The sequence below is a fragment of the Cellulomonas sp. P1_C4 genome, from assembly GCF_056406355.1.
In genome coordinates, this window is sequence record NZ_JBFUAI010000017.1 from 35,807 (window position 1) to 56,069 (window position 20,263).

At 71.0% G+C, this 20,263-nt stretch carries 13 protein-coding genes; 6 read left to right on the forward strand and 7 right to left on the reverse strand.

Features of this window, described 5'->3' with window-relative positions; all coding sequences use genetic code 11:
- Positions 1 to 123 precede the first annotated feature (123 nt).
- Positions 124 to 4,221, reverse strand: coding sequence for an OmpL47-type beta-barrel domain-containing protein (locus AC1DYZ_RS14430; RefSeq protein ID WP_477065877.1), 4,098 nt, complete (start codon positions 4,219 to 4,221; stop codon positions 124 to 126).
- 664 nt (positions 4,222 to 4,885) lie between these two features.
- On the opposite strand from AC1DYZ_RS14430, the gene AC1DYZ_RS14435 reads away from it, so the two are divergent.
- Genes AC1DYZ_RS14435 through AC1DYZ_RS14450 form a run of 4 tightly spaced genes read left to right on the forward strand, consistent with a single transcriptional unit; the run spans position 4,886 to position 11,253 of the window.
- On the forward strand, positions 4,886 to 9,175 hold the full coding sequence (locus AC1DYZ_RS14435) for an nSTAND1 domain-containing NTPase (RefSeq protein WP_477065878.1): 4,290 nt from the start codon (positions 4,886 to 4,888) through the stop codon (positions 9,173 to 9,175).
- Positions 9,176 to 9,234: 59 nt separating this feature from the next.
- Positions 9,235 to 9,939 carry a histidine phosphatase family protein gene (locus AC1DYZ_RS14440; RefSeq protein ID WP_477065879.1) on the forward strand — a complete coding sequence of 235 codons (705 nt, stop codon included), beginning with the start codon at positions 9,235 to 9,237 and terminating at the stop codon, positions 9,937 to 9,939.
- Between the two features lie 10 nt (positions 9,940 to 9,949).
- A complete protein-coding gene (locus tag AC1DYZ_RS14445; protein WP_477065880.1) occupies positions 9,950 to 10,495 on the forward strand; it encodes a DUF3090 domain-containing protein in 546 nt (181 codons plus the stop codon).
- A complete protein-coding gene (locus AC1DYZ_RS14450) occupies positions 10,492 to 11,253 on the forward strand; it encodes an SCO1664 family protein (protein WP_477065881.1) in 762 nt (253 codons plus the stop codon). The genes AC1DYZ_RS14445 and AC1DYZ_RS14450 overlap by 4 nt, the downstream gene beginning before the upstream one ends.
- A gap of 3 nt (positions 11,254 to 11,256) precedes the next feature.
- Here the strand turns inward: AC1DYZ_RS14450 and AC1DYZ_RS14455 are convergent, their stop codons facing one another.
- The 5 genes from AC1DYZ_RS14455 to AC1DYZ_RS14475 all read right to left on the reverse strand — a co-directional run bounded on the left by AC1DYZ_RS14455 (position 11,257) and on the right by AC1DYZ_RS14475 (position 17,393).
- On the reverse strand, positions 11,257 to 13,266 hold the full coding sequence (locus AC1DYZ_RS14455; protein WP_477065882.1) for a vWA domain-containing protein: 2,010 nt from the start codon (positions 13,264 to 13,266) through the stop codon (positions 11,257 to 11,259).
- Complete coding sequence (locus AC1DYZ_RS14460) at positions 13,259 to 14,644, reverse strand: MoxR family ATPase (RefSeq protein WP_477065883.1); 1,386 nt, start codon at positions 14,642 to 14,644, stop codon at positions 13,259 to 13,261. Before AC1DYZ_RS14460 ends, AC1DYZ_RS14455 begins: the two co-directional genes overlap by 8 nt.
- A gap of 31 nt (positions 14,645 to 14,675) precedes the next feature.
- Complete coding sequence (locus tag AC1DYZ_RS14465; RefSeq protein WP_477065884.1) at positions 14,676 to 15,836, reverse strand: class I SAM-dependent methyltransferase; 1,161 nt, start codon at positions 15,834 to 15,836, stop codon at positions 14,676 to 14,678.
- A 379-nt stretch (positions 15,837 to 16,215) separates the two neighbouring features.
- Positions 16,216 to 16,779: a hypothetical protein gene (locus tag AC1DYZ_RS14470; RefSeq protein ID WP_477065885.1), complete on the reverse strand. Its 564-nt coding sequence runs from the start codon at positions 16,777 to 16,779 to the stop codon at positions 16,216 to 16,218.
- A 161-nt stretch (positions 16,780 to 16,940) separates the two neighbouring features.
- Positions 16,941 to 17,393, reverse strand: a complete 453-nt coding sequence (locus tag AC1DYZ_RS14475) for a MarR family winged helix-turn-helix transcriptional regulator (RefSeq protein ID WP_477065886.1) — start codon at positions 17,391 to 17,393, stop codon at positions 16,941 to 16,943.
- Between the two features lie 62 nt (positions 17,394 to 17,455).
- Between AC1DYZ_RS14475 and AC1DYZ_RS14480 the strand changes: the two genes are divergently transcribed.
- Positions 17,456 to 17,824 carry a VOC family protein gene (locus AC1DYZ_RS14480; protein ID WP_477065887.1) on the forward strand — a complete coding sequence of 123 codons (369 nt, stop codon included), beginning with the start codon at positions 17,456 to 17,458 and terminating at the stop codon, positions 17,822 to 17,824.
- A gap of 131 nt (positions 17,825 to 17,955) precedes the next feature.
- Here AC1DYZ_RS14480 and AC1DYZ_RS14485 read toward each other — a convergent pair whose 3' ends face one another.
- A complete protein-coding gene (locus AC1DYZ_RS14485) occupies positions 17,956 to 18,828 on the reverse strand; it encodes an alpha/beta hydrolase (protein ID WP_477065888.1) in 873 nt (290 codons plus the stop codon).
- A gap of 321 nt (positions 18,829 to 19,149) precedes the next feature.
- Here AC1DYZ_RS14485 and AC1DYZ_RS14490 point away from each other — a divergent pair, with 321 nt between their 5' ends.
- Entirely contained in the window at positions 19,150 to 20,127 is a 978-nt protein-coding gene (locus AC1DYZ_RS14490) for a helix-turn-helix domain-containing protein (RefSeq protein WP_477065889.1), read from the forward strand.
- Positions 20,128 to 20,263: the final 136 nt, after the last annotated feature.

The window sequence follows — 20,263 nt, forward strand, 5'->3', positions numbered from 1 at the left end:
CCTCGTCTTCCACGTCGTTGTGGGTCGGTATGTCTCCATGCTGATCCCTGTTCTACAACGTTGCAAATGGTGTCCGGACTGTGATCGCGTCTCCCCCCGCGCCCGTGCACGGGGGGCCGACGGTCAGCGACGAGGCGCGGCCGGTACGGCGGTGCTCGTCGTCGAGCCCACGTTCCCGACCTTGTCCACCGCCCGGTGCTCGACCACCGCGGCGTCGGGCCCGACCTTGACCTGACCGTGGTACGTCGTCCACGCCCCGGCGCCCAGCCGGTACTCGATCCGCTCCACACCCGAGCCCTGGTCGGTCGCCTCGAGCTTCACGCGGCGCTTCGCCACGTCGAGGGATGCCGAGGTGGTCGGTGCGATCGCGTCGAGCTTGAACGTGGTCGACCGGACCGTGGAGACGTTGCCGGCGGCGTCCGTCGCGCGGACCTGCACGGTGTGCTCGCCGTGCCCGTCCACCTGGACCGAGACCGTCGTCGGGTCGTCGGCCGCCGCCCACGGGCCGCCGTCGACGGACGTCTCGAGCGTGGCGACGGCGCGGTCGTCGGACGCGGTGGCCACGACGGTCGCCGGCGCCTTGCGCCAGCCGTGCGCGGCTCGGGGCGAGACGAGCAGCGAGTCGACGGTCGGTGCCGTCGTGTCCGGCACCGTGTGCATCGTCAGGAACGTCACCGAGTACGGCGGCAGGTCGTACGAGAACGACGACGACAGCCCGTCGATCTCGCGCGTGACCGGCGTGACCGTGTCGGGTGCGGCCTTGGTGTTCGTCGCCCCGGGCGGGGCCACGATCTCCGTGACGGACCCGGTCGGGGCGATCACGGCGTCGGACACCTCGACCTGGGTGCGCTGCGTCGCGGCCGAGACGTTGACCACCTTGGCGACGATGTCGCCGCTGTCCTCGTCGCGCGTGACCACCTGGAAGACGTCGGCGGCCGGCGCGGGGTCGTCGTACGCCATCTGGAGCACGCCGTCGAGGTACAGCTCGATGTGCCGGTCCTGCACGACGACCTTGACCCGGTAGGTCCGGCCGGTCTCGATGCTGGAGCCCTCGACCGCCTTCACCTCGCCGGCGCCGCCGCCCTGGGCCTTCTGCAGGGCCTGGCGGGTGTTGTTCCAGCCGCCGAGGTTCCACCAGAAGTAGTCGGTCGGGCCGCCGGCCGCGAAGCCGACGAGGAAGCCCTCGGAGCCGGCGTCCTTGCGGGCGTCGAGCTCGAGCGTGTAGTTGCTCCAGTCCTGCTCGTACGCACCGGTCGGCACGCTGCGCGCGTCGTTGGTCGTGGTGCTCGACTGGACGTACTCGCCGTTCACCACCGACCAGGACCCGGTCTGCGGCGACCACGCGGAGGCGTCGGCGAAGCTGTCCTCGAACAGCACCCCGCCGCCGGCGTTGTCCGTCACCCGGACGTTGTCGTAGGCCGCCGCGGTGCTCCAGGTGGACAGGAACACGCCGCCGTCCAGCGGCACGGGCTCGACCGACGGGGTGCTCAGCGTGCTGGGCACCACCTGGTCGCCGACGTTGTTCGAGAACAGGTGCTGGACCCAGTAGTTGGCGCTGACCCAGGACTCGTCGTTGTCGAACCAGATCGCGTCCGGCGACCACTGCACGTTCGACTCGTTGGCGAGCAGAGGTGCGTACGACGCGAGCTCCACGAGGTCGCCGTTGCGCTCCAGGCCCGTCATGTAGGCGGCCTCGGTCAGGCCGTTCCACCACGAGTTGCCCTGGGAGGCGTACTCGCCGAGGAACACGTGCGGACCCTCACGGTCGTACGAGTCGTACCGGTCGGTGTTCGAGAGGAACCAGCCCGGGTCGTTGTAGTAGTGCTCGTCGACGAGGTCCACGCCCTGCGCGCGATTGAAGTCCCACAGGGTGTCGAAGCGGGCGCCCGTGTCGTCCGGACCCGAGTTGGAGATGATCTTGATGTCCGGGTAGGCGGCCTCGATCGCGTCCTTGAACTTCGGGAAGTTGGCCTCGAAGGTGGTGCTGTTCTCTTCGTTGCCGAGCCCGATGTACGGCAGCTCGAACKGCTCGGGGTGACCCAGCGCGGCGCGCTTGGCGCCCCACGTCGTCGAGACGTCGCCCGTGGCGAACTCGATGAGGTCGAGCGCGTCCTGCACCCAACCGTCGATCTGGACGGGGTCCGTCATCTCGGGGATGGTGCTGCCGCAGCCGTTCGCGCCGACCGACAGCACGGGCAGCGGGACGGCGCCGACGTCCTCGGCGAGCTCCATGTACTCGAGGTAGCCGATGCCGTACGACTGGTTGTAGCCCCAGAAGTTCCAGTTGGTGGCGCGCTCCTCGACCGGGCCGATGGTCTCCTTCCACTGGTACGTGCGGCGGCGGTCGGTGTAGCCGGACTCCTCGTAGGACTTGAAGGTGCCGACGTTGGTCACGCAGCCGCCGGGGAACCGCAGGAACGACGGGTGCAGGGCGGCGATCTTCTCGGCGAGGTCCTTGCGCAGCACGGACGTGCCGTTGACCGGACCGACCCACGTGTCCTGCGGGAACAGCGACACCTGGTCGAGGTTGACGGTCGAGGGTGCGCCGGCGAGGACGACGAACCGGCCCGCGTCGGTGGTGGCGCTCGCGGTCAGCGCGACCTCGTACTTGCTCCACGTGTCCGAGCCGTCGACGTCGACCGTGCCGGACGCGACCGTCTGCGTGCCGTCGGCGTTCTCGACGGCGAGGGTGATCGTCTGCGCCGTCGTCGTGCGCACCCAGATGCTCGCGTCGTACTTCTCGCCGTCCTGCACCGCGACGCCGGTGTTGAAGCTGGCGTTGCGCAGGCCGTCGCCGGCTGCGGCCGCGACCAGCACGGCTCGCGTGCGGTTGGTGGCGTTGAGCCGGCCGGCGTCGTCGACGACCGTGACCGTGGTGCCCGCGCCGCTCCGGTTCAGGACGTCCCACCCGGTGAGGCCGTTGAACGTGCCATTGTCGGACGTGTTGAACTCGAACGAGCGGTTGCGCACCAGCTCGGCGTACAGGCCGCCGTCGGCCGCGTAGTTGATGTCCTCGTAAAAGATCCCGTACAGGCGGTCGGAGATCTCCGCGTCGGTGCCGTCGCCGTCGATCGTGATCGACGTGCCCTCGGCCACCGTGAACGGCTCGAGCACGAACCCGGCTGCGGCGTCGGGGTCGCCCAGCACGAGCCCGCCGTCGACGATCCCCACGGCCTGCGAGACGTCCGCGAGCGTGAGGTGGAGCTTGCCCCCGCCTGCCTCCGTGATCCGCAGAGCCGTGGGCGTGTCGCCCGCGGCGCCCAGGGCGAGGTGGCCGTCGGCTCGTGCGACGACCGGCCGGTCGCCCGCGACCAGCGTCACCGCGCCGGGCGTGCCCGCGACCTGGCTCGCGTCGAGCACCAAGGTGTCGCCAGGTCGCTGCTCGGCGACGACGATCGCGTCGTCGGCTCCGGTGGTCAGGTACGGGGCCACGCCCGGTGCGCGCAGGGTGAAGGGCCCGTCCGGCACCACGTCCTCACCCGGCGAGGCCACCAGCCGGACGTCGTCGAACACCGCCGGATAGGTCGTGCCGTCCAGCGCCCCGAGCGCGTACAGGCCGACGTGCTCGATCGGGAACGTCACGTCCACCGAGCTCACGTCGACCCACGCGGCCGCGGGCTCGTCCCAGCGCGCCGTCGTCACGGTGCTGCCCGCGCGCGTCAGCCGCAGCGTCTCCCGCGTCGACCCCGGGCGGTCCTCGAAGCCGGCCGCGACGAACGCCGCATTGGTCTCGATGTCGTTCTCGATCGCGACGCCCGACGGCGTGATCCCGCCGACGAACGTGAGGCCGGCGCGCACGTAGTTGTCGAGGTCCTGGTACGCGATGAGACCCGCGCCCTGGAACACCCGCTCGACGGGCGCCTGCACGGTCACGGAGATGGAGAAGTCCCCGTCCGGGATGTCGAGCGTCATGACGTTCCGCGCCGAGTTGTTGCCCTGGTAGGTGTCGCCCTGCAGGGCCGTGAGGGTCAGCGCGCCGGGGTTCGTCGTGAGCGAGCGCGCCGTCGGCTCGTCGTTCAAAGCCGTCCAGCGCGGGCCGAGCGTCGCGGAGTCGAAGCCGTCCGTCCACGCACCCGCAGGCACGGGCGGCGCGGCGGCGCTCGCCTGCGTCGCGGCCGAGATGCCGAGCGGCACGACGAGCGCGGCGGCGAGGACTGCGGCCAGGCCGAGGGAACGAGGTCGGCGGGTCCTGCTGGGCTGTCGCGACGCTGCGACCGGCATGGCTGCCTCCTTGCGCACGTCGATGTGCGCCGTCAGGTTGGTCGGCTCGATGTGAGCGCTAACATTCCAACGTTGTAGAGAGTAGGGGAAATGTCGGGTTAGCGCGAGGGTCGGGGCTGGACCAGGTGCGTGGTCACCTCTCTCAGGGCACCATGACCTCCGCCCGCGCCGCATCCGGGTACGCGTTGCCCGGCCCCAGCGGGTCGACGGCGTCGCTGGTCCCCAGCATCCGCGATCGCGGCCCCACGTGTTCGCGTTCGTGTCGCGCGGCATCTCTCTCGCGAGCCCACCGGGCCGCGACCTCACCGGAGGGTGAGCACGGGATCACCGCCCCGCAGGACACGGCAGTGGACACGTCAGTGGACACGCTCGGTGCGGGCGCCGGTGGGCTCGCACCGATGTTCGGCGCGTTCAGGACGAGGACCGCCGCAACGGCCAGCGCGGCTCCGGCACCGGCCAGTCGCGCGTGCCGTGGTGGGTTCGCCGCAGGAGTCGTCTCCGACTCCGGCTCGAAGTCGAAGGTCAAGAGGGTGGTGACATGAGGACGTCGTGATCGGTTCATGACACGACCGTCGGACCGGGAGGTATGAAGCCGTCGCTCGTCCGGTATACGCCCGGTATACGCGCCATTGACCGGCCCCGACGGCAGTCGCAGACTGCGGATATGGCCGTCCGTGTCTTGGGGCCGATCGAGATCGATGGCGGAGCGCCGTTGAGTCCACGGGCGCGGACGGCGCTCTGCGCGCTGGTGCTGCGGCGTCCTGTGTCCGTCAGCCTCGACGAGCTGGCGGACGCGAGCTGGGGTCCCGAGCCACCGGCCACGTGGCCGAAGCAGCTGCAGGCCACGATCGGGCACATCCGCAGGGCCTTGCCGAAGGATGCGGTCGTCACCTGCCCGGGCGGCTACCGCCTCGACCTGCCGGACGGGGACGTCGACGTGGACGCGTTCGCCGAGGGGGTCGCCCGCGCGCGCGCGTTCGCCGCGTCCGGGGAGCCGGACCGCGCCGTGAGCGCGTACAGCCGCTCGCTGGCGCTCTGGCGGGGAGACCCCTTCGCGGAGCTGCGTGCGTGGGACGGCGCCGCGAGCGAGGTGGCGCGGCTGACGGAGCTGCGGTCCACCTGCGAGGAGGACCTCCTCGAGGCGCAGCTGGCGGCCGGCGAGCACCGCACGGTCGCGAGCGACGCTCGCAAGCTGGTCGAACAGGACCCGCTGCGTGAGCGGCGGTGGGCGATCCTGGCACTGGCGCAGTACCGCAGCGGTCGGCAAGGGGACGCGCTGCTCACCCTGCGGGACGCTCGTCGGCACCTGGTCACCGAGCTCGGAGTCGATCCAGGCGCACAACTCATCGACCTGGAGCAGCAGATCCTCCATCACGACCCGAGGATCGCGGCGATCGAGCCCGCACCTGCGAGCCACCAGGACTGCCCGTACCGGGGGCTGGCCGCGTTCGGTGTGGACGACAGCGAACAGTTCTACGGTCGGGCCGCCGAGATCGACGCGTGCATGAGCCGGCTCCGCGCTCATCCCCTGCTCGTGATCGCGGGCCCGTCCGGAGCGGGCAAGAGCTCGCTGGCGCGGGCCGGCGTAGCCGCGGCACTCCGTCGCCAGGGTGCACCTGCGGTGGTCGTCATGCCCGGGGCGGACCCGGTCGGCGCGCTGTTCGAGGCGATCGGTGGCACACCGACGGCGTCGGCCCTGGTGGTCGACCAGCTGGAAGACCTGTTCGTCGGCGGCTACCGGGAGGACGTCGTCCGCGACTTCTGCCGCCTGCTGGCCGCGGCGACGGACGACCATCTCGTCGTCGTCACGGTGCGGGTCGACCAGATGGCCGGGCTCAGCATCGACCCCCGCCTGGCACAGCTGACCGAGCAAGGGCTGCACCTGGTCCGTCCGCTCACCGACGACCAGCTGCGGGACGTCATCGAGGAGCCGGCGCGGCAGGCCGGCCTACGCCTCGAACGGGGTCTGGTCGAGCTTCTCGTCAGGGAGGCGGGGGACGGAACGGGGTCGCTCCCGTTGCTGTCGCACGCGCTGGTCGAGACGTGGCGCCGACGCGACGGGTCCGTCCTGACGGTCGACGGCTACCAGGCGTCCGGTGGCATCTCGGCCGCCGTCGCGCAGACCGCCGAGCGCGTCTACCAGGGGTACTCGGAGGCGGATCGATCCACCTGTCGGGCGCTCCTGCTGCGGCTGGTGACGCCMTCGGGCGAGGGCGGCGCGATCCACAGTCGCCAACCCATGCGTGCGCTCGGCTTCGACGGTGGCCGAGATCGCGTCATGAGAGACCTCGTCCGGGCGCGTCTCCTGACCGCGGACGAGGGCACGATCGAGATCGCGCACGAGTCGCTGGTACGTGCCTGGCCCCGACTGCGGGCGTGGCTCGACGACGACGCGGCCGGCGTGCGCATCCTGCGGCACCTGAGCGCCGCCGCGAACGGCTGGGACACTCTCGGACGCCCGGACGGAGAGCTGTATCGAGGCACGCGCCTGGACGGGGCACTGGAGTGGCGGGCGACGACGACCCCTGACCTGACCGCCGTCGAGGGCGACTTCCTCGACGCGGCACGGGCACTGCGCGACGCAGATGCGGACTCGCTCGCGCTGCGAGCGGCACGCGACGCCCGGCAGAACCGTCGGCTGCGGACCGCCCTGTCCGGCGTCGTCGCCGTCCTTGTCCTGGCGATCCTTGCGGCGTCGGTGGCGGGCGTGAGCCGGTCGGACGCAGCCCGGGCGCGGGATGCCGCCGAGCTGCAGGTGCTGGTCAACCAGTCCATCGCCTTGCAGGCCACGAACCGTGACGCGGCTGCGCTGTTGGCCGTCGAGGCGTACCACCGGGCACCCGGCGACGCGCACGGACGTTCGGCTCTGCTCAGCACCTTCACCTCCGCCCCGGGGTTCGTGAGCTATCGACGCGTCCCCGGCGCTTCGCGCATCGCGGGTTCGAGCGTCCCGGGGACCGCCACGTCGATCGTCGTCGTCGATGCCCGTGCGCCTCAGCTGGTCAACACCGAGGACGGCTCGGTCATCCGCACGTTCGAGCCGATCGCGACGAGCGACGAGGGGCCGCGCCCGCTCGTGCGGGTCAGTGACGACGGCACACGAGCAGCGATCCAGAAGGGCAGGTCGCTGACCGTCTACGACATCGCCACAGGAGCGCGACTCCTCGGCCCGCTGCCCACAGGCCCCGCGGGTGAGCTCGCCCTCGACCCGCACGGTCAGGTGGTCGTGACGGTCGCGGGCAACGACGGCTCCGTGACGTCGCGACGGGTTCAGGACGGCGTCGTTCTCGGGACGCTGACAGGCACCGGGAAGGCGGGCGCCGCGTTCGACGCGTCGGGGCGACTGGTCGTGGGGTCGGCCGACGGCCCCATCCGGGTGCTCGACCCGAGCACGCTGGTCACGCACCAGACGATCGATGTCCCGACGCCGCCCTCCGAGAGCCATGCCGGTCCGCCGCGCGCGCCGACGCAGTCCTCCATCGCAGGACGCCTCGCCGGTCGCGCCGTCACCGACGAGCACGCCGTGGCGGCCGGGGACGACCTCGTCGTCCTCGTGGGGCCGTTCGCGCTGGTCGCCGTCGTGCCGTCCACCGGCGCGATCCTCTGGACTGCGGACCTCAGTGGGGCCCGTGCCGACTCGTGCTCGTGGTTCACCGTGGCTCTCGAGGCGGGCCTCGTGCTCTGCGGCGACCGGTTCGGAGTCGTGCGGGAACGGTCGCTCACGACCGGGACCGAGAACGGGGTCCGGCTCGACATCCAGCGCGGCGACGTCGGGGATCTCTCTGTGTCGCAAGGGGAGCTCGTGGTGTTCGGTGCGGCGGCGCCCGTGATCACCCGCTGGAGGGTCGACGGGGCCGGACCGGTGACCCGCCTCCTCGCCCGCGGCTCCGTCGCGGCGGCCGGGTACGACCCGGACGGGCGCACGTTCCTGACTGCCCGTCGGCCGGCCGATGCGCGGAGCACTGCCGAGCTGACGTCCTACGCGGTCTGGGACGCGCGCACGGACACCCCGACGCAGACGCTGCCGGACCCCGTCCGCGAGGTCAGCTGGCTCTTCCGGGACGTCGTCGCGGCCTACGTCCCTGGCGAGGACACGCTGCGACCGATCGACGCCCGGACCGGCCAGGAGGTGCCGGGCGGCCTGCGCGTGCCCATCGATGCTGAGCAGATCTGGTCCACGCCGTCGGGCGACCGGGCGTACGTGTCCATGCCCGGCTGGCAGCTATGGATCGGCAGCACCACCACACAGACGTGGGACCAGAACCCGATCGACGGGCGAGGCCAGGTCGTGGTCGACATGTCCGCGACCTCGGACGGTTCGCGGCTGGCGATCGCACTCGAGAACATCACCGGGGACCAAGCCACTTCCCAGTCCCCGGACGTCGTGCCCCATACGCTCGTGCAGATGTACGACGGCCGCACCGGCAGGCCCGTCGGGGAGGCGCGGCCCGACGCTGAGGCGGTCGCCCTGCGGGACGACGGCCTGCTCGCCGTCGCGCTACGCGGCTCGATCGAGCTCGTCGACAGCGCGACGATGCGGACCCTCCGGGAACTGCCGGGCGCGCGCGGTGCCATCTCCAACCTGCAGTTCTCGGCCGACGGCACGATCTTGATCGCCACGGCCGACGACCAGAGCGTCAGCGTCTACGACCCGGACGTGGGCATTCGGCTCGGCGAGCCGATACCGAGCTCCACGCCCCGATACCGGGAGGTGAGCTTGGCCCTCAACACCGCCGGCACCACCCGGCCGTTCGGCACGCAGATCACACACCCAGGCTACCTGCGTCCCGACGGCGAGGCCGTGCTGGTCACCGTCGCCCAAGGTGTCGCCGAGTGGGACCTCGACCCCGCGCACCTCAGCACGGCCGCCTGTGCCGTCGCCGGTCGGAACCTGACCAAGGTCGAGTGGGCGACCTACGCCTCCGCCCTGGGTCCGTACCGCCAGACGTGCTGAACCGGGCCGGGCCGCGAGGTCAGCCGAGCCTTCGCGCCCAGGGTGCCTAGGCTCCAGGCATGGCCACAGTCATCCTCGTCCGGCACGGTCGGAGCACGGCGAACGTCGCGGGGATCCTGACCGGGCGGGCCGCCGGCGTCGATCTCGACGCCGTCGGCCGCAGTCAGGCCGTGCGCGCAGCGGAACGACTCGCCGCCGTCCCTCTGGTCGCGGTGGTCACGAGCCCTCTGGCGCGATGCCGGCAGACGGCGCGGATCATCGCGGAGCACCAGAGCGACCTGCAGCCGCAGCTCGAGGCGGGCATCGTCGAGTGCGACTACGGGCAGTGGCAGGGGCGTCCCCTCAAGGAGCTCGCGCGGGAGCCGCTGTGGTCGGTCGTGCAGACCACGCCGTCCGAGGCCGTGTTTCCGGGCGGCGAGTCGATGGCCGCCATGCAAGCGCGGTCGGTGGCGGCGATCCGGCGCCACGACGCGGCGCTGGAGGCGGAGCACGGCGCCGGCGCGGTGTGGGTGGCGGTCTCGCACGGCGACATCATCAAGTCCGTCCTCGCGGACGCGCTGGGCATGGGTCTCGACCTCTTCCAGCGCATCACCGTCAACCCCGGGTCGCTCTCGATCATCCGGTACGGGACCACCCGCCCCGAGGTGGTCGCCACCAACACCGATTCCGGCGACCTCTCCTGGCTGCGCGCCGCCGGGCCGGTGGGCGACGCGCAGGTCGGGGGTGGCGCCGGTCCCGAGGCGGCCGCACAGGTCGACTCCTAAAATGGGCGACATGCCGGCCCTTGTTCACCTGTTCGACTGGCCCGACCGTGTCGTCGTCGGCACCGTCGGTCGCCCCGGTTCACGATCCTTCTACCTGCAGGTGCGCGACGGTGCTCGCAGCGCCAGCATCGGCCTGGAGAAGGAACAGTCCGCGGTGCTCGCCGAGAAGATCGACGAGATCTTGGATGCGCTCATGGCCGACGAGGGGAACCGGTTCAGCGTCCCCGCCGACACGCCCGCCGAGCTCGTCGACAACGATCCCCTGGACCAGCCCGTCGAGGAGGAGTTCCGCGCCGGGTTGATGCGCCTGGGCTGGGATCCCACGACCGCACAGGTCATCGTCGAGGCGTTCCCGTTGGACGAGACCTCCGACGAGGAGGAGACCGATCCCGAGGACTCGAGCGAGATGCTCCTGGTAAGGATGCCGGTGGGGACCGCGCGGGCGTTCGTTCAGCGCACCCGGCAGGTGGTCCGGTCGGGCCGGCCCGCGTGTCCCCTCTGCGGCGAGCCGGTCGACGACGACGGCCACGTGTGCCGCGTGCCAGAGGAGTCGTGACCGACCTCGTCGGCGGGGAGCTCGAGCTCGTCGGGCGCATCACGGTCGCCTCGAACGCCACCTTCCTCGCGACGGTCGGCGAGGTCCAGGTCGTCTACAAGCCCGTCGMCGGGGAGCGGCCCCTGTGGGACTTCCCGGACGGGACGCTCGCGAACCGCGAGGCGGCGGCGTACCTGGTCTCCGAGGCGTTCGGCTGGGACATCGTGCCGGTCACGTTCCTGCGGGATGGTCCGCTCGGTCCGGGCATGGTGCAGCTCTGGCAGGAGCCCGACGCCGAGCAGGATCCGGTCGACATCGTCCCCGCGCGGGCCGTGCCGCCGGAGGGCTGGCGCGCCGTCTTCCAAGGGATCGACGACGACGACCAGCCGCTCACCCTGATCCACGAGGACTCCCCCGCGCTGCGCCGGATGGCCGTGTTCGACGTCGTCGTGAACAACGCCGACCGCAAGGGCGGCCACATCCTCCCGACGCAGCAGGGTCACCGGTTCGGCGTCGACCACGGCGTCAGCTTCCACGTCGAGCACAAGCTGCGGACGGTCCTGTGGGGGTGGCGGGGCGACGCGCTTCACGAAGACGAGGCGGCGGGCGTGGAACGGGTCCGCACGCAGCTGGACGGCGACCTCGGTCAGCGCTTGTCCGAGCTCCTCAGCGATCGTGAGGTGGCGGCGCTGGCCACCCGCTGCGACCGGTTGCTCCGCAAGGGCGTCTTCCCGGGCCCTCGGGGCGAGATGCCGGCGTTCCCGTGGCCGTTCTTCTGAGCGTCACCACTCGTCGTCGCGACCCCAGCCGCCGAAGGCGCCGTTGCGGCGCGAGCCGAGGTACGAGTCGATGACCGCGGCGCCCAGGTCGTCGGTCTCCGGCGTGACGACGTTGCCGCCCGCCCGACGTGCCATGGCGTCGACGAACCGCGCGAGGCCCGGATCCTCACCGAGGCGGAAGAACGTCGTGCGTGCGCCCAGGCGCGCCGAGCCGTCGAGCTCACGCACCGCCAGGGCGATCGTCACCGGATTCGGCGGGTAGTCGAAGAAGACCTCGCCGTCGGGTTCCAGGTGGGAGGTCGGCTCGCCGTCGGTGACGATGAGCAGCACGGGCTGCGCGTTCGGGTGCTTGCGGAAGTGCCGGTTGGCCAGCAGCAGGGCGTGGTGCAGGTTCGTGCCCTTCTCCCACTGCGCGTCGAGCCCGACCAGCTGCTCGATCTGCATGACCGAGGCGCTGCGCCCGAAGCCGATCAGCTGCAGGTCGTCGCCGCGGAACCGGCTCGTGATCAGGGTGTGCAGCGCCAGCGCGGTGCGCTTCATCGGCACCCAGCGACCGTCCATCGCCATCGAGAACGACGTGTCGACGAGCAGCGCCACGCACGCCTGCGTGCGCGCCTCGGTCTCCTGGACCTCGACGTCCTCGACCAGGATCTTGACCGGACCCGCCGTGCCGGCCTGACGGACCAGCGCGTTGGTGATCGTCCGGGTCACGTCCCACGGCTCGGTGTCCCCGAATGCCCACTCCCGGGTCGATCCCGAGGGCTCGCCGGCGGCCCCGGAGCGGCGCACGTCGTGCCCGCCGGTGCGGCCGGACATCGTGTCGGCGATGGCTCTGAGGACGGATTTTCCCAGCTGGCGCATCGCCTTGGGCGTCAGCGCGAGCTGGCCGTCCGAGCCACGTCGCACCGTCCCGGACTCGCTCAGCGCCTTCTCGAGCCGCTGCAGGGTGCGGGCGTCGACGACCGCGTCTTGTCCGAGCTGGCGCGCGAGCTTCTCCAGGTCGAGGTCGTCCAGCTGAGAGCCCTGGTACGACTGCGCGAGCTGTTCGGCCAGCTCGTCGAGGTCGGCGAGGTCCTGGAACACGCCGGTGCCGTCGCCGAGCCCGAGCCCGTTCTCCCCGTCGAGGCGCTCCGAGCTGCCCCAGTCCTCGCCGGGCCGCAGCGAGCGCAGGCTGTCGTCCAGCTGGCCGAGCTCGTTCATGAGGTCCGACGAGCCGAACGCCTGCTGGGCGAGCGCGTCGAGCTCGTTGCGCTGCTCCTGCGTCATCGAGTTCCGCATGCGTTGCGCTGCGGCGGCCCTCTGCGCGAGGGCGTCGAGAAGCTCGTCGAGGTTCGTCGGGTTCTCCGGGAAGTACTCGCCGTGCTTGGCCATGAAGTCGTCGAACTGCTCCTGCGTGTCGTCGCCGCGCTTGCGGCTGTCGAGCAGGGCGTTGAGGTCGGCCAGCATCTCGCTCAGCGCGGCCCGGTCGTCGTCGGTCGCGTTCTCCAGCGCCTGCTTCATGCCGGCAAAGCGCTGGTCGAGGATCTCGCGACCCAGCAGGTCCTTGATCTTCTCGAACTCCTGCCGCGCCTCGCTGCTGCGCCACTCGTAGCCGTTGAGCTCGTTGACGGCGGCCGCGGGCGAGGCCGGGAGGTTGTCGAGCTGCATCTGCGCCAGCGCGCGGTCGCCCTCGTCCATGTCGACGTCGCGCGCCAGCTGCTTGCGCTCCGCCAGGATCGCGCGATCGAGCAGCTCCTTGACGTCCCGCAGCGTGCCGTCGAGGTTGTTCTCTCGTGTCAGCTCGCGCCGTCGCTCGGCCACCCGCCGCGCCAGCTCGTCGAGGCCGGTCTGGTCCCGTCCGCCGCGCCGCAGGAACTCGCGCATCGCCCGCTCGGGCGAGCGGCCCGCCATGACGTCCTCGCCGATCGCGTCCAGCGCCTCGGCAAGGTCGACCGGCGGCGCGAGCGGGTCCGGCCCGTCGACGTACGGGACGTACCGCGCTCGTTTTGCCAGCCGGCGATTGGCTCTAGCCATAGATCGTCTCGCCGCCCCCCGACTCCTTGCTGATGCGGCGCGCGAGGTACAGCCCCTCCAGCGCGAGCTCGATCGCGGCGGCCCGCTCGCCGTCGTCGGTGGCGTCGAGCCGCGCGCAGATCTCGTCGTACAGCTCCGACTCCCCCAGCGCGGGCAGGCCGGACAGGACGTCGCGGGCCGTGACCTGCTCGCCGGTGGTCACCATGGCCCCGCCCTGGATCGCGTCCACCAGGACGCCGAAGTCGATGCCGCGGAAGTGCGCGCGAACCGTCTCCGCCGTGGCGGTGCGCAGCAGGTGGTCGAGGATCTCGTCCTCGCGACCCTCCTCCCCCGACTCGAACTCGATCTTGCCCGCGAGGACGTCGACCGCGGTCTCCAGGTCGACCGGCCGGGCCACCGCGTGGTCCTCGCCCTGCCGTGCGGCGCGGTGCAGCGCCGAGGCGGCGACGGTCTCCGCGCCCGCGATGGCGAACCGGGCGCTGACCCCGCTGCGCTGGTCGACCGCGCTCGACTCCCGCAGCGCGCGCGTGAAGCGGGCCAGGATCTCGACGAGATGGTCCGGCACGTCCGCGACGAGCGCGGCCTCCTGGCGGATGACCGCGACCTCGTCGGCAAGCTCGGTCGGGTAGTGCGTCCGGATCTCGGCCCCGAACCGGTCCTTCAGCGGCGTGATGATCCGCCCGCGGTTGGTGTAGTCCTCCGGGTTCGCGGTGGCCACCACGAGCACGTCGAGCGGCAGGCGCAGGACGTAGCCGCGGATCTGGATGTCGCGTTCCTCCATCACGTTGAGCATCGCGACCTGGATGCGCTCGGCGAGGTCGGGCAGCTCGTTGATGGCGACGATGCCCCGATGGCCCCGCGGGACGAGGCCGAAGTGGATCGTCTCGGGGTCACCGAGGGCGCGCCCCTCGGCGACCTTCATGGGGTCCACGTCGCCGATGAGATCCGCGACGCTCGTGTCCGGCGTCGCGAGCTTCTCGACGTACCGCTCGTCGCGGTGGCGCCATGTGATCGGAAGGCTGTCGCCCTGATCCGCCGCGCGCCTCTGGCTGGCCGCCGTGATCGGCTCGTACGGGTGCTCCCCCAGCTCGGACCCATCGATCACCGGGGACCACTCGTCGAGCAGGCCGACCAGGGTGCGCAGAAGTCGCGTCTTGCCCTGGCCGCGCTCGCCCAGCAGCACGACGTCGTGTCCGGCGATCAGCGCCCGCTCGAGCTGCGGGACGACGGTGTCGTCGAAGCCGTGGATGCCGGGCCAGGGGTCGCGGCCCTCGCGGAGGGCCGTGAGGAGATTGGTGCGGATCTCTTCGCGCACCGACGTGTGCACATGCCCCGAAGCGCGGAGCTCGCCGACCGTTGCCGCTGTTGGACGCATCATTCGGTCGAGCGTACGTCCGGTTTCTGGCTTATCAACTGCTGCGTTCCCGCGTGGACACGGTGACGGTGAACTTGGGGTCGCGGCCTGCCTGCCGAGTCGGCCCGACGACGCGTTCCAGCGTCGGGCGGTAGCGCAGGTGCGAGTTCCACACCGCCCACAGCTCGCCGCCGGGTTTGAGGACCCGCGCGGATTCGGCGAACAGCGTCTTGGCCACCCCGTCGTGCACCGCGGCGCCGACGTGGAACGGCGGGTTGAGCAGCACGAGGTCGACGCTCGCGTCCGGGACGTCACCTGCGCCGTCCGCACGCTGGACCAGGACCCGCCCCTCCAGACCGTTCGCCACGACCGTCGCCCGGGCGGAGGCAACGGCGGCGGCGGACTCGTCGGTCGCCGTGACGGTCAGCCCTTCGTTCGCCCGCGCCAGGAGGACAGCCAGCACCCCTGTTCCGCAGCCGAGGTCGACGGCCTTTGCGGCGTCCGGCCGCATCGCGTCGAGGTGCCGCAGCAGCGCGCGGGTGCCGATGTCGATCCCCGTCCCAGCGAACGCGCCGCCGTGCGCACACACCGTGATGCCGAGGTCCGAGTGGTCCTGGCGCTCGGGCCACCGCTTCTCAGGCCGATCGGCTTCCGGACGGGGTTGTGACGCGGTGAGGACACGCGACTTCTGCCTCGCCAGGTGCGCCTGCACGCTGGCGAACTGGCGCCCGAGGACGTCGTTCATCGCGGTCGTCATGTGCTTGACCCGGCCGCCCGCCACGACGACCACGTCGGGGTCGGAGTGCTCGGCGATCAGGGCCGCGATCTCGTCGAGCGCGTCGAGCGACCGCGGCAGCTGGAGCAGCACCACGCGGGCACCCGCGACGAGCTCCGGCGTCAGTCCGTGGTTCGTGAACCCGTCGAGGCCGAGCCGCTCGGCGTTCGCCTGGAGCGCCAGCTCGCCGAGCAGCCGGTCCTGGTGCGTGCGCACCCCGGAGAGCCCGTACCGCGCGATCGCGCCGAGCGTCAGCGCGCCGTGGTGGTCGCCGATCACGACGACGTCCGGGCCGCCCGGCGCTTCCAGCGCGGGCGCTCCTTCGTCGAGGATCAGTCGGTCGCTCGCGTCGACCGCGTGCAGGTTCGGCGCCTCGACGTCGGGGTAGCGCCGGAGGTTGGCGAGCACGTCGGTCTCGTCGCGGTCCGCCGCAGCATCCACGCCACCGAGGCTAACGGTCGCCCCGCCCTCGCGACGTGCTCGCGCCGACACATCCCGGCGACCTCGGAGCGATCGGCGAACGCTCCACACGATGGGAGGCGGAGGCTCCCGGCCACCCGCCGTTTGCTCAGTCTCGAACATGCATTCCGCTCACGGTCTTTCGACCTGCGGCCATCGCTTCGCCATGCGGTCGACCAGTTCTTCGCACGAAGTCGCGCGCCGAACCCGTCTCAACTCTCGGGCGCACGTGGACGGCCTGGACCGGTTCGGAACGTGTGAATGCTCCGTCGATATGGCCGAACGATGCGCTCGGACTTCTCGTGGGCGATGTCGATGGGCGCGGACGGCGAGGGCGTCGAAAATCATTGCCGGCGCGTCGTCAAGGCGATGTGACCACCGACCACGCAGCCGCGTACTGCTCGTTCACTGACGGCGGGAGCGTCCCACTCACCCGCAGCAGGGACGCCCCATTGACGTAGTGCCACTCCGTGCCGAAGGCCGGTCCCAGTGACTTGAGGGTGTCCTGGATGTAGTCCGACCGCGCCTGCGCGTCCGCAGGAGCCGCGAACACTTCCACGACAGCGCCCTGGTCGATCCCGTCGCCACCGCCGGCCCGCGGATCGGCGAGGGCTGCGGCCGATGTGTACTGGTTCGGGCGGCCGATCAGATCGTTGGGATCATTTGTCTCGTCGTACACCGTGACCCCGGTGATCTCCGGAATCTGCGCACGGAGTGCGTCAGCGAGGGCTGCAGCGTCTTTGACCGCTGCCTGTGCCGGGGTCGCGGTCGGAGTTGCGGGTGCAGACGGAGTTTCCACTGAGGACTCAGCCGCTGTCGTGGATGGTGACGAATTCGCCTCAGGCTCCGAATCCGATCCGGAACATCCGGTGAGCGCCGCACAAGCGAGCGCACCGGCAGCAACAATCACCATGGCCTTGCGCATCGCAGAGTCCCCCCGATGGAATCACTGACGAGAACGACCCTAATGGTCGAAACCGGATCGGCGCCTGGGCGGTCGAGCGGCGCCCTCGACGCGCGCGGGGATGCCCGATGACGTCGGCGGTTCAACCGTTTCCGAGCTGGGGCCGGTATTGGCGAACTCGCCTACTCACCCTTCGTGTCGTCCCGCAACGAACGGATCATGCTGTGCAGGATGTCGAACGCAGCCGACCGCTGGGCCGCAGTCATGCCGCCGAGCATCTTGAGCTCGACGGAGTGGACGGCGACGGTCGCCTTGGCGAGGCTGCGCCGACCGCGCGGAGTGAGCCGCGTCGGGAGGGCCTTCCCGACGGGTGCCTCGGCCGCCCTGGTCACGTAACCGTCTCGTTCCAGGCTCTGCAGCAGCACGTTCATCGACTGACGCGTCACGAACGCTCCGCGCGCGAGCTCAGAGTTGGACAGCCCCGGACGTTGCGCCAGCAGCTCCAGACAGGCGTAGTGCGTCACCGTCATCCCCAGCGGACGCAGCACCGCCTCCATTGCTTGGCGAAGCGTGCTGGACGCCTCCTTCAGGAGATATCCCAGCGAGGTCTCCAGGTCGACACCATGTTGACTCATGTCAGTATCCTGACATAGGTTCCTGTGTGTCAGAAAGCTGACACGCCACGAAGGAGCTCATCATGCCCGCCACAGGCCCCGACTTCATCTCCCTGCAGACGCGCGACCTCGACGCGTCGCAGGCGTTCTACGAGCAGTACCTCGGCCTGATGCGCTCCGCGGCCGGCCCACCGCACGCCGTCGTCTTCGAGACCAAGCCGATCGCGTTCGCGCTGCGCGACGTCGTTGCCGGCACCGATCTTGCGTCCGTCGCTCAGCCCGGCATCGGAGCCGCGATCTGGCTGCACGCCACCGACGTCCAGGACATCCACGACGCCCTCGTGGCCGACGCCCACCGGATCGTCTCTGCACCGATCGACGGGCCCTTCGGCCGGACATTCACCTTCGCCGACCCTGACGGCTACCACGTCACTCTCCACGACCGCGCGTAGGACGCCGGACGGGGGCGTCGGTCCACGCTTGTCGTCCACGACCCGGGCCGGACACCGTCGGATGCGAAGGCAGACCGCCCCCGACATCGGGAAGCATGGCCGGAACGGTCCGCCCCATGGTGCATGGCGGGCTACGCAGACGTCGGCGGTACGAAGCGCTCGATGAACTCGAGGGAGGCCTGTGCGACTTCTTGCCACCCGTGGTCGATGGTCAGCGAGTGACCTCGACCCGGCATCTCGAGGAACTCCGTGACGGCGCCATTCTTGCTGTGCTTCTTGTAGGCGGCGTGGGAGATGGCGTGCGGGACGGTGTGGTCCTGCTCGCCCGACACGACGAGCAGGGGTCCCCTGCCGGGCGCCTTGTAGTCGACCTTCGCCTCGCTGAACGGGTTGAGGTTGGCTGCGGCGGCCTGGAAGATCGGCACCCCGGACGCGGCCACGTGGAACTCTTCGTACAGCTGCTTGGCCTCGTCCTCGTCGAGGTTGTTGGCCCAGCCATAGAGGAACTCGTCGAATGTCAGCGTCACGGCGCGGCGGGCGTTCGCAGGATTCCCGAGCACCGGCGAGCCTGCCTTGAGCGCAGAAGCCGGCAACGGGAGGACACCCCGACCCGGGGCGGGGTCGATGGTCACCGTCACCGCGGCGACCTCCTCCCCCGCGATCTTCTGCACGATCAGGCCACCGAACGAATGCCCCACGATGGCGGGCTTCCGGGTCAGCTGGCGGACCGCCTCGAGGTAGTGGTCGGTCACGGCTTGCACCATCTTGTGCGCGAAGGCCTCCGGGTTGGCCCGGGCCTCGGCCACGGTGTCGGGGTCGTCCGGCCAGCCAGGAGCAACAGTGGCGTAGCCGGCCTCCTCGAACAGCGCACGCCATCGGTCCCAGCTGCTGGAGAGCAGCCACAACCCGTGGACGAACAGGACCGGTTGGCGGCCCGAGTCGTTCGCGGCCTGGAGCTCGGCGAGCTCACGCTCGGTCAGGGTCTGTCGCGGGGAGTCGCTCATGACGTCATCGCCTTCCTGTCGGTCCTGCGGGTCGATGCCTACCGACGCTAGGTCGCAGCAGCATCGCCAAGTTGGTCCAGGCTGCGCGAACTTGTGCCGTGCGTGCACGCGTCGGCAGACACGCGGACACCTGCAGCGCTGGACCGGCCACGCCCCGGCACCACCGGGCGGACCAGGTATGTGCTGAGCGTGCACGATTCGTTGCCGTTCCTGCGGGCCGACCGCGACGGGCTTGTGCGCGTCAGCGACCGTGACCATGCTGGACGCACGTGGCCCCCCGGCCGCGACATCGACGCCCGCGGGCAGACATGGAGCGCGGGCATGACGACCCTCTGGAGTGCCGCCGAGGCGTCAGGAGTCGATCGCGCTGCGGCAGTCCGCGAAGCCGTCGGCAGCAACGTCGTGCGCGTGGACATCGACCTCCCGGAGGATCCTCGCAACATCGACGTCGAGCTGGCCCTCTCCGCCGCCGGCCCGGTGCAGGTGCTCACGGTGCGGTCGATGGCGACCACGGTCACGCGGAGCCCCAGACTCGCCCACGACGGATCCGAACCGCAGCTGTTCCTCACCCTGCAGCGCACGGGCGGCTCGGCGATGGCGCAGCACGGCCGGCACGTGCATCTGCGCGCCGGCCAGTTCGCCGTCTACACGACGACGAGTCCGTACACGCTGATGTTCGACGGCGGCCTGGACGCGCACTTCTTCCGCATCCCGATCGCCGAGCTCGCTCTGCCCGACTCCGCGATCCGCGAGGTGTCCTCCCGCGCACTCGGAAGCAATGACCCTGTCGCGGCGCTGGCGTCCACCTACCTGGGCCAGCTGGCGCTCAGCCCCGGACTGCGGACCCGAGCAACCGCCGACAGTCTCGCCCAGCCGACGATCGACCTCGTTCGCGCCGCCCTGGTCTCCAGCCTCGGCGACCCGGCCCTCGGCAAGGTGTCCCTCCAGACGACCCTGGAGATGAGGCTCCTGGAGTACCTGCGATCCCACCTCGCCGACAACGACCTGACCCCGGGGAAGGTCGCAGCGGTGCACAACATCTCCGTCCGGCACCTGTACACCGTCCTGGGCCGCGCCGGCGTGAGCTTCGGCGACTGGCTCCGCACCCAACGACTGGAAGCCTGCCGCCGCGAGCTCGCACAGCCGCACGCCCGCACACGCACCATCGGATCGATCGCCCGCCAGTGGGGCTTCCCGGACGCGACCCACTTCAGCAGGCTTTTCCGCGCGTCCTACGGCGTCACGCCGAGAGAATGGCGCGACCTGAAAGCAAGCCAGCGCACCTCCGGGGTTTCCTAGCGCGGCACCGAGCAGACGTTCGGCAGCTCGCTGCCGCCGACCAGTTGGTCGAACATCCGTGACGACCGCCACGGCTGACCACTCGCCGCGATGCCGTTGGGGCGCCGTCCGCGTGGCGCAGCTCGACGCAGGCGCC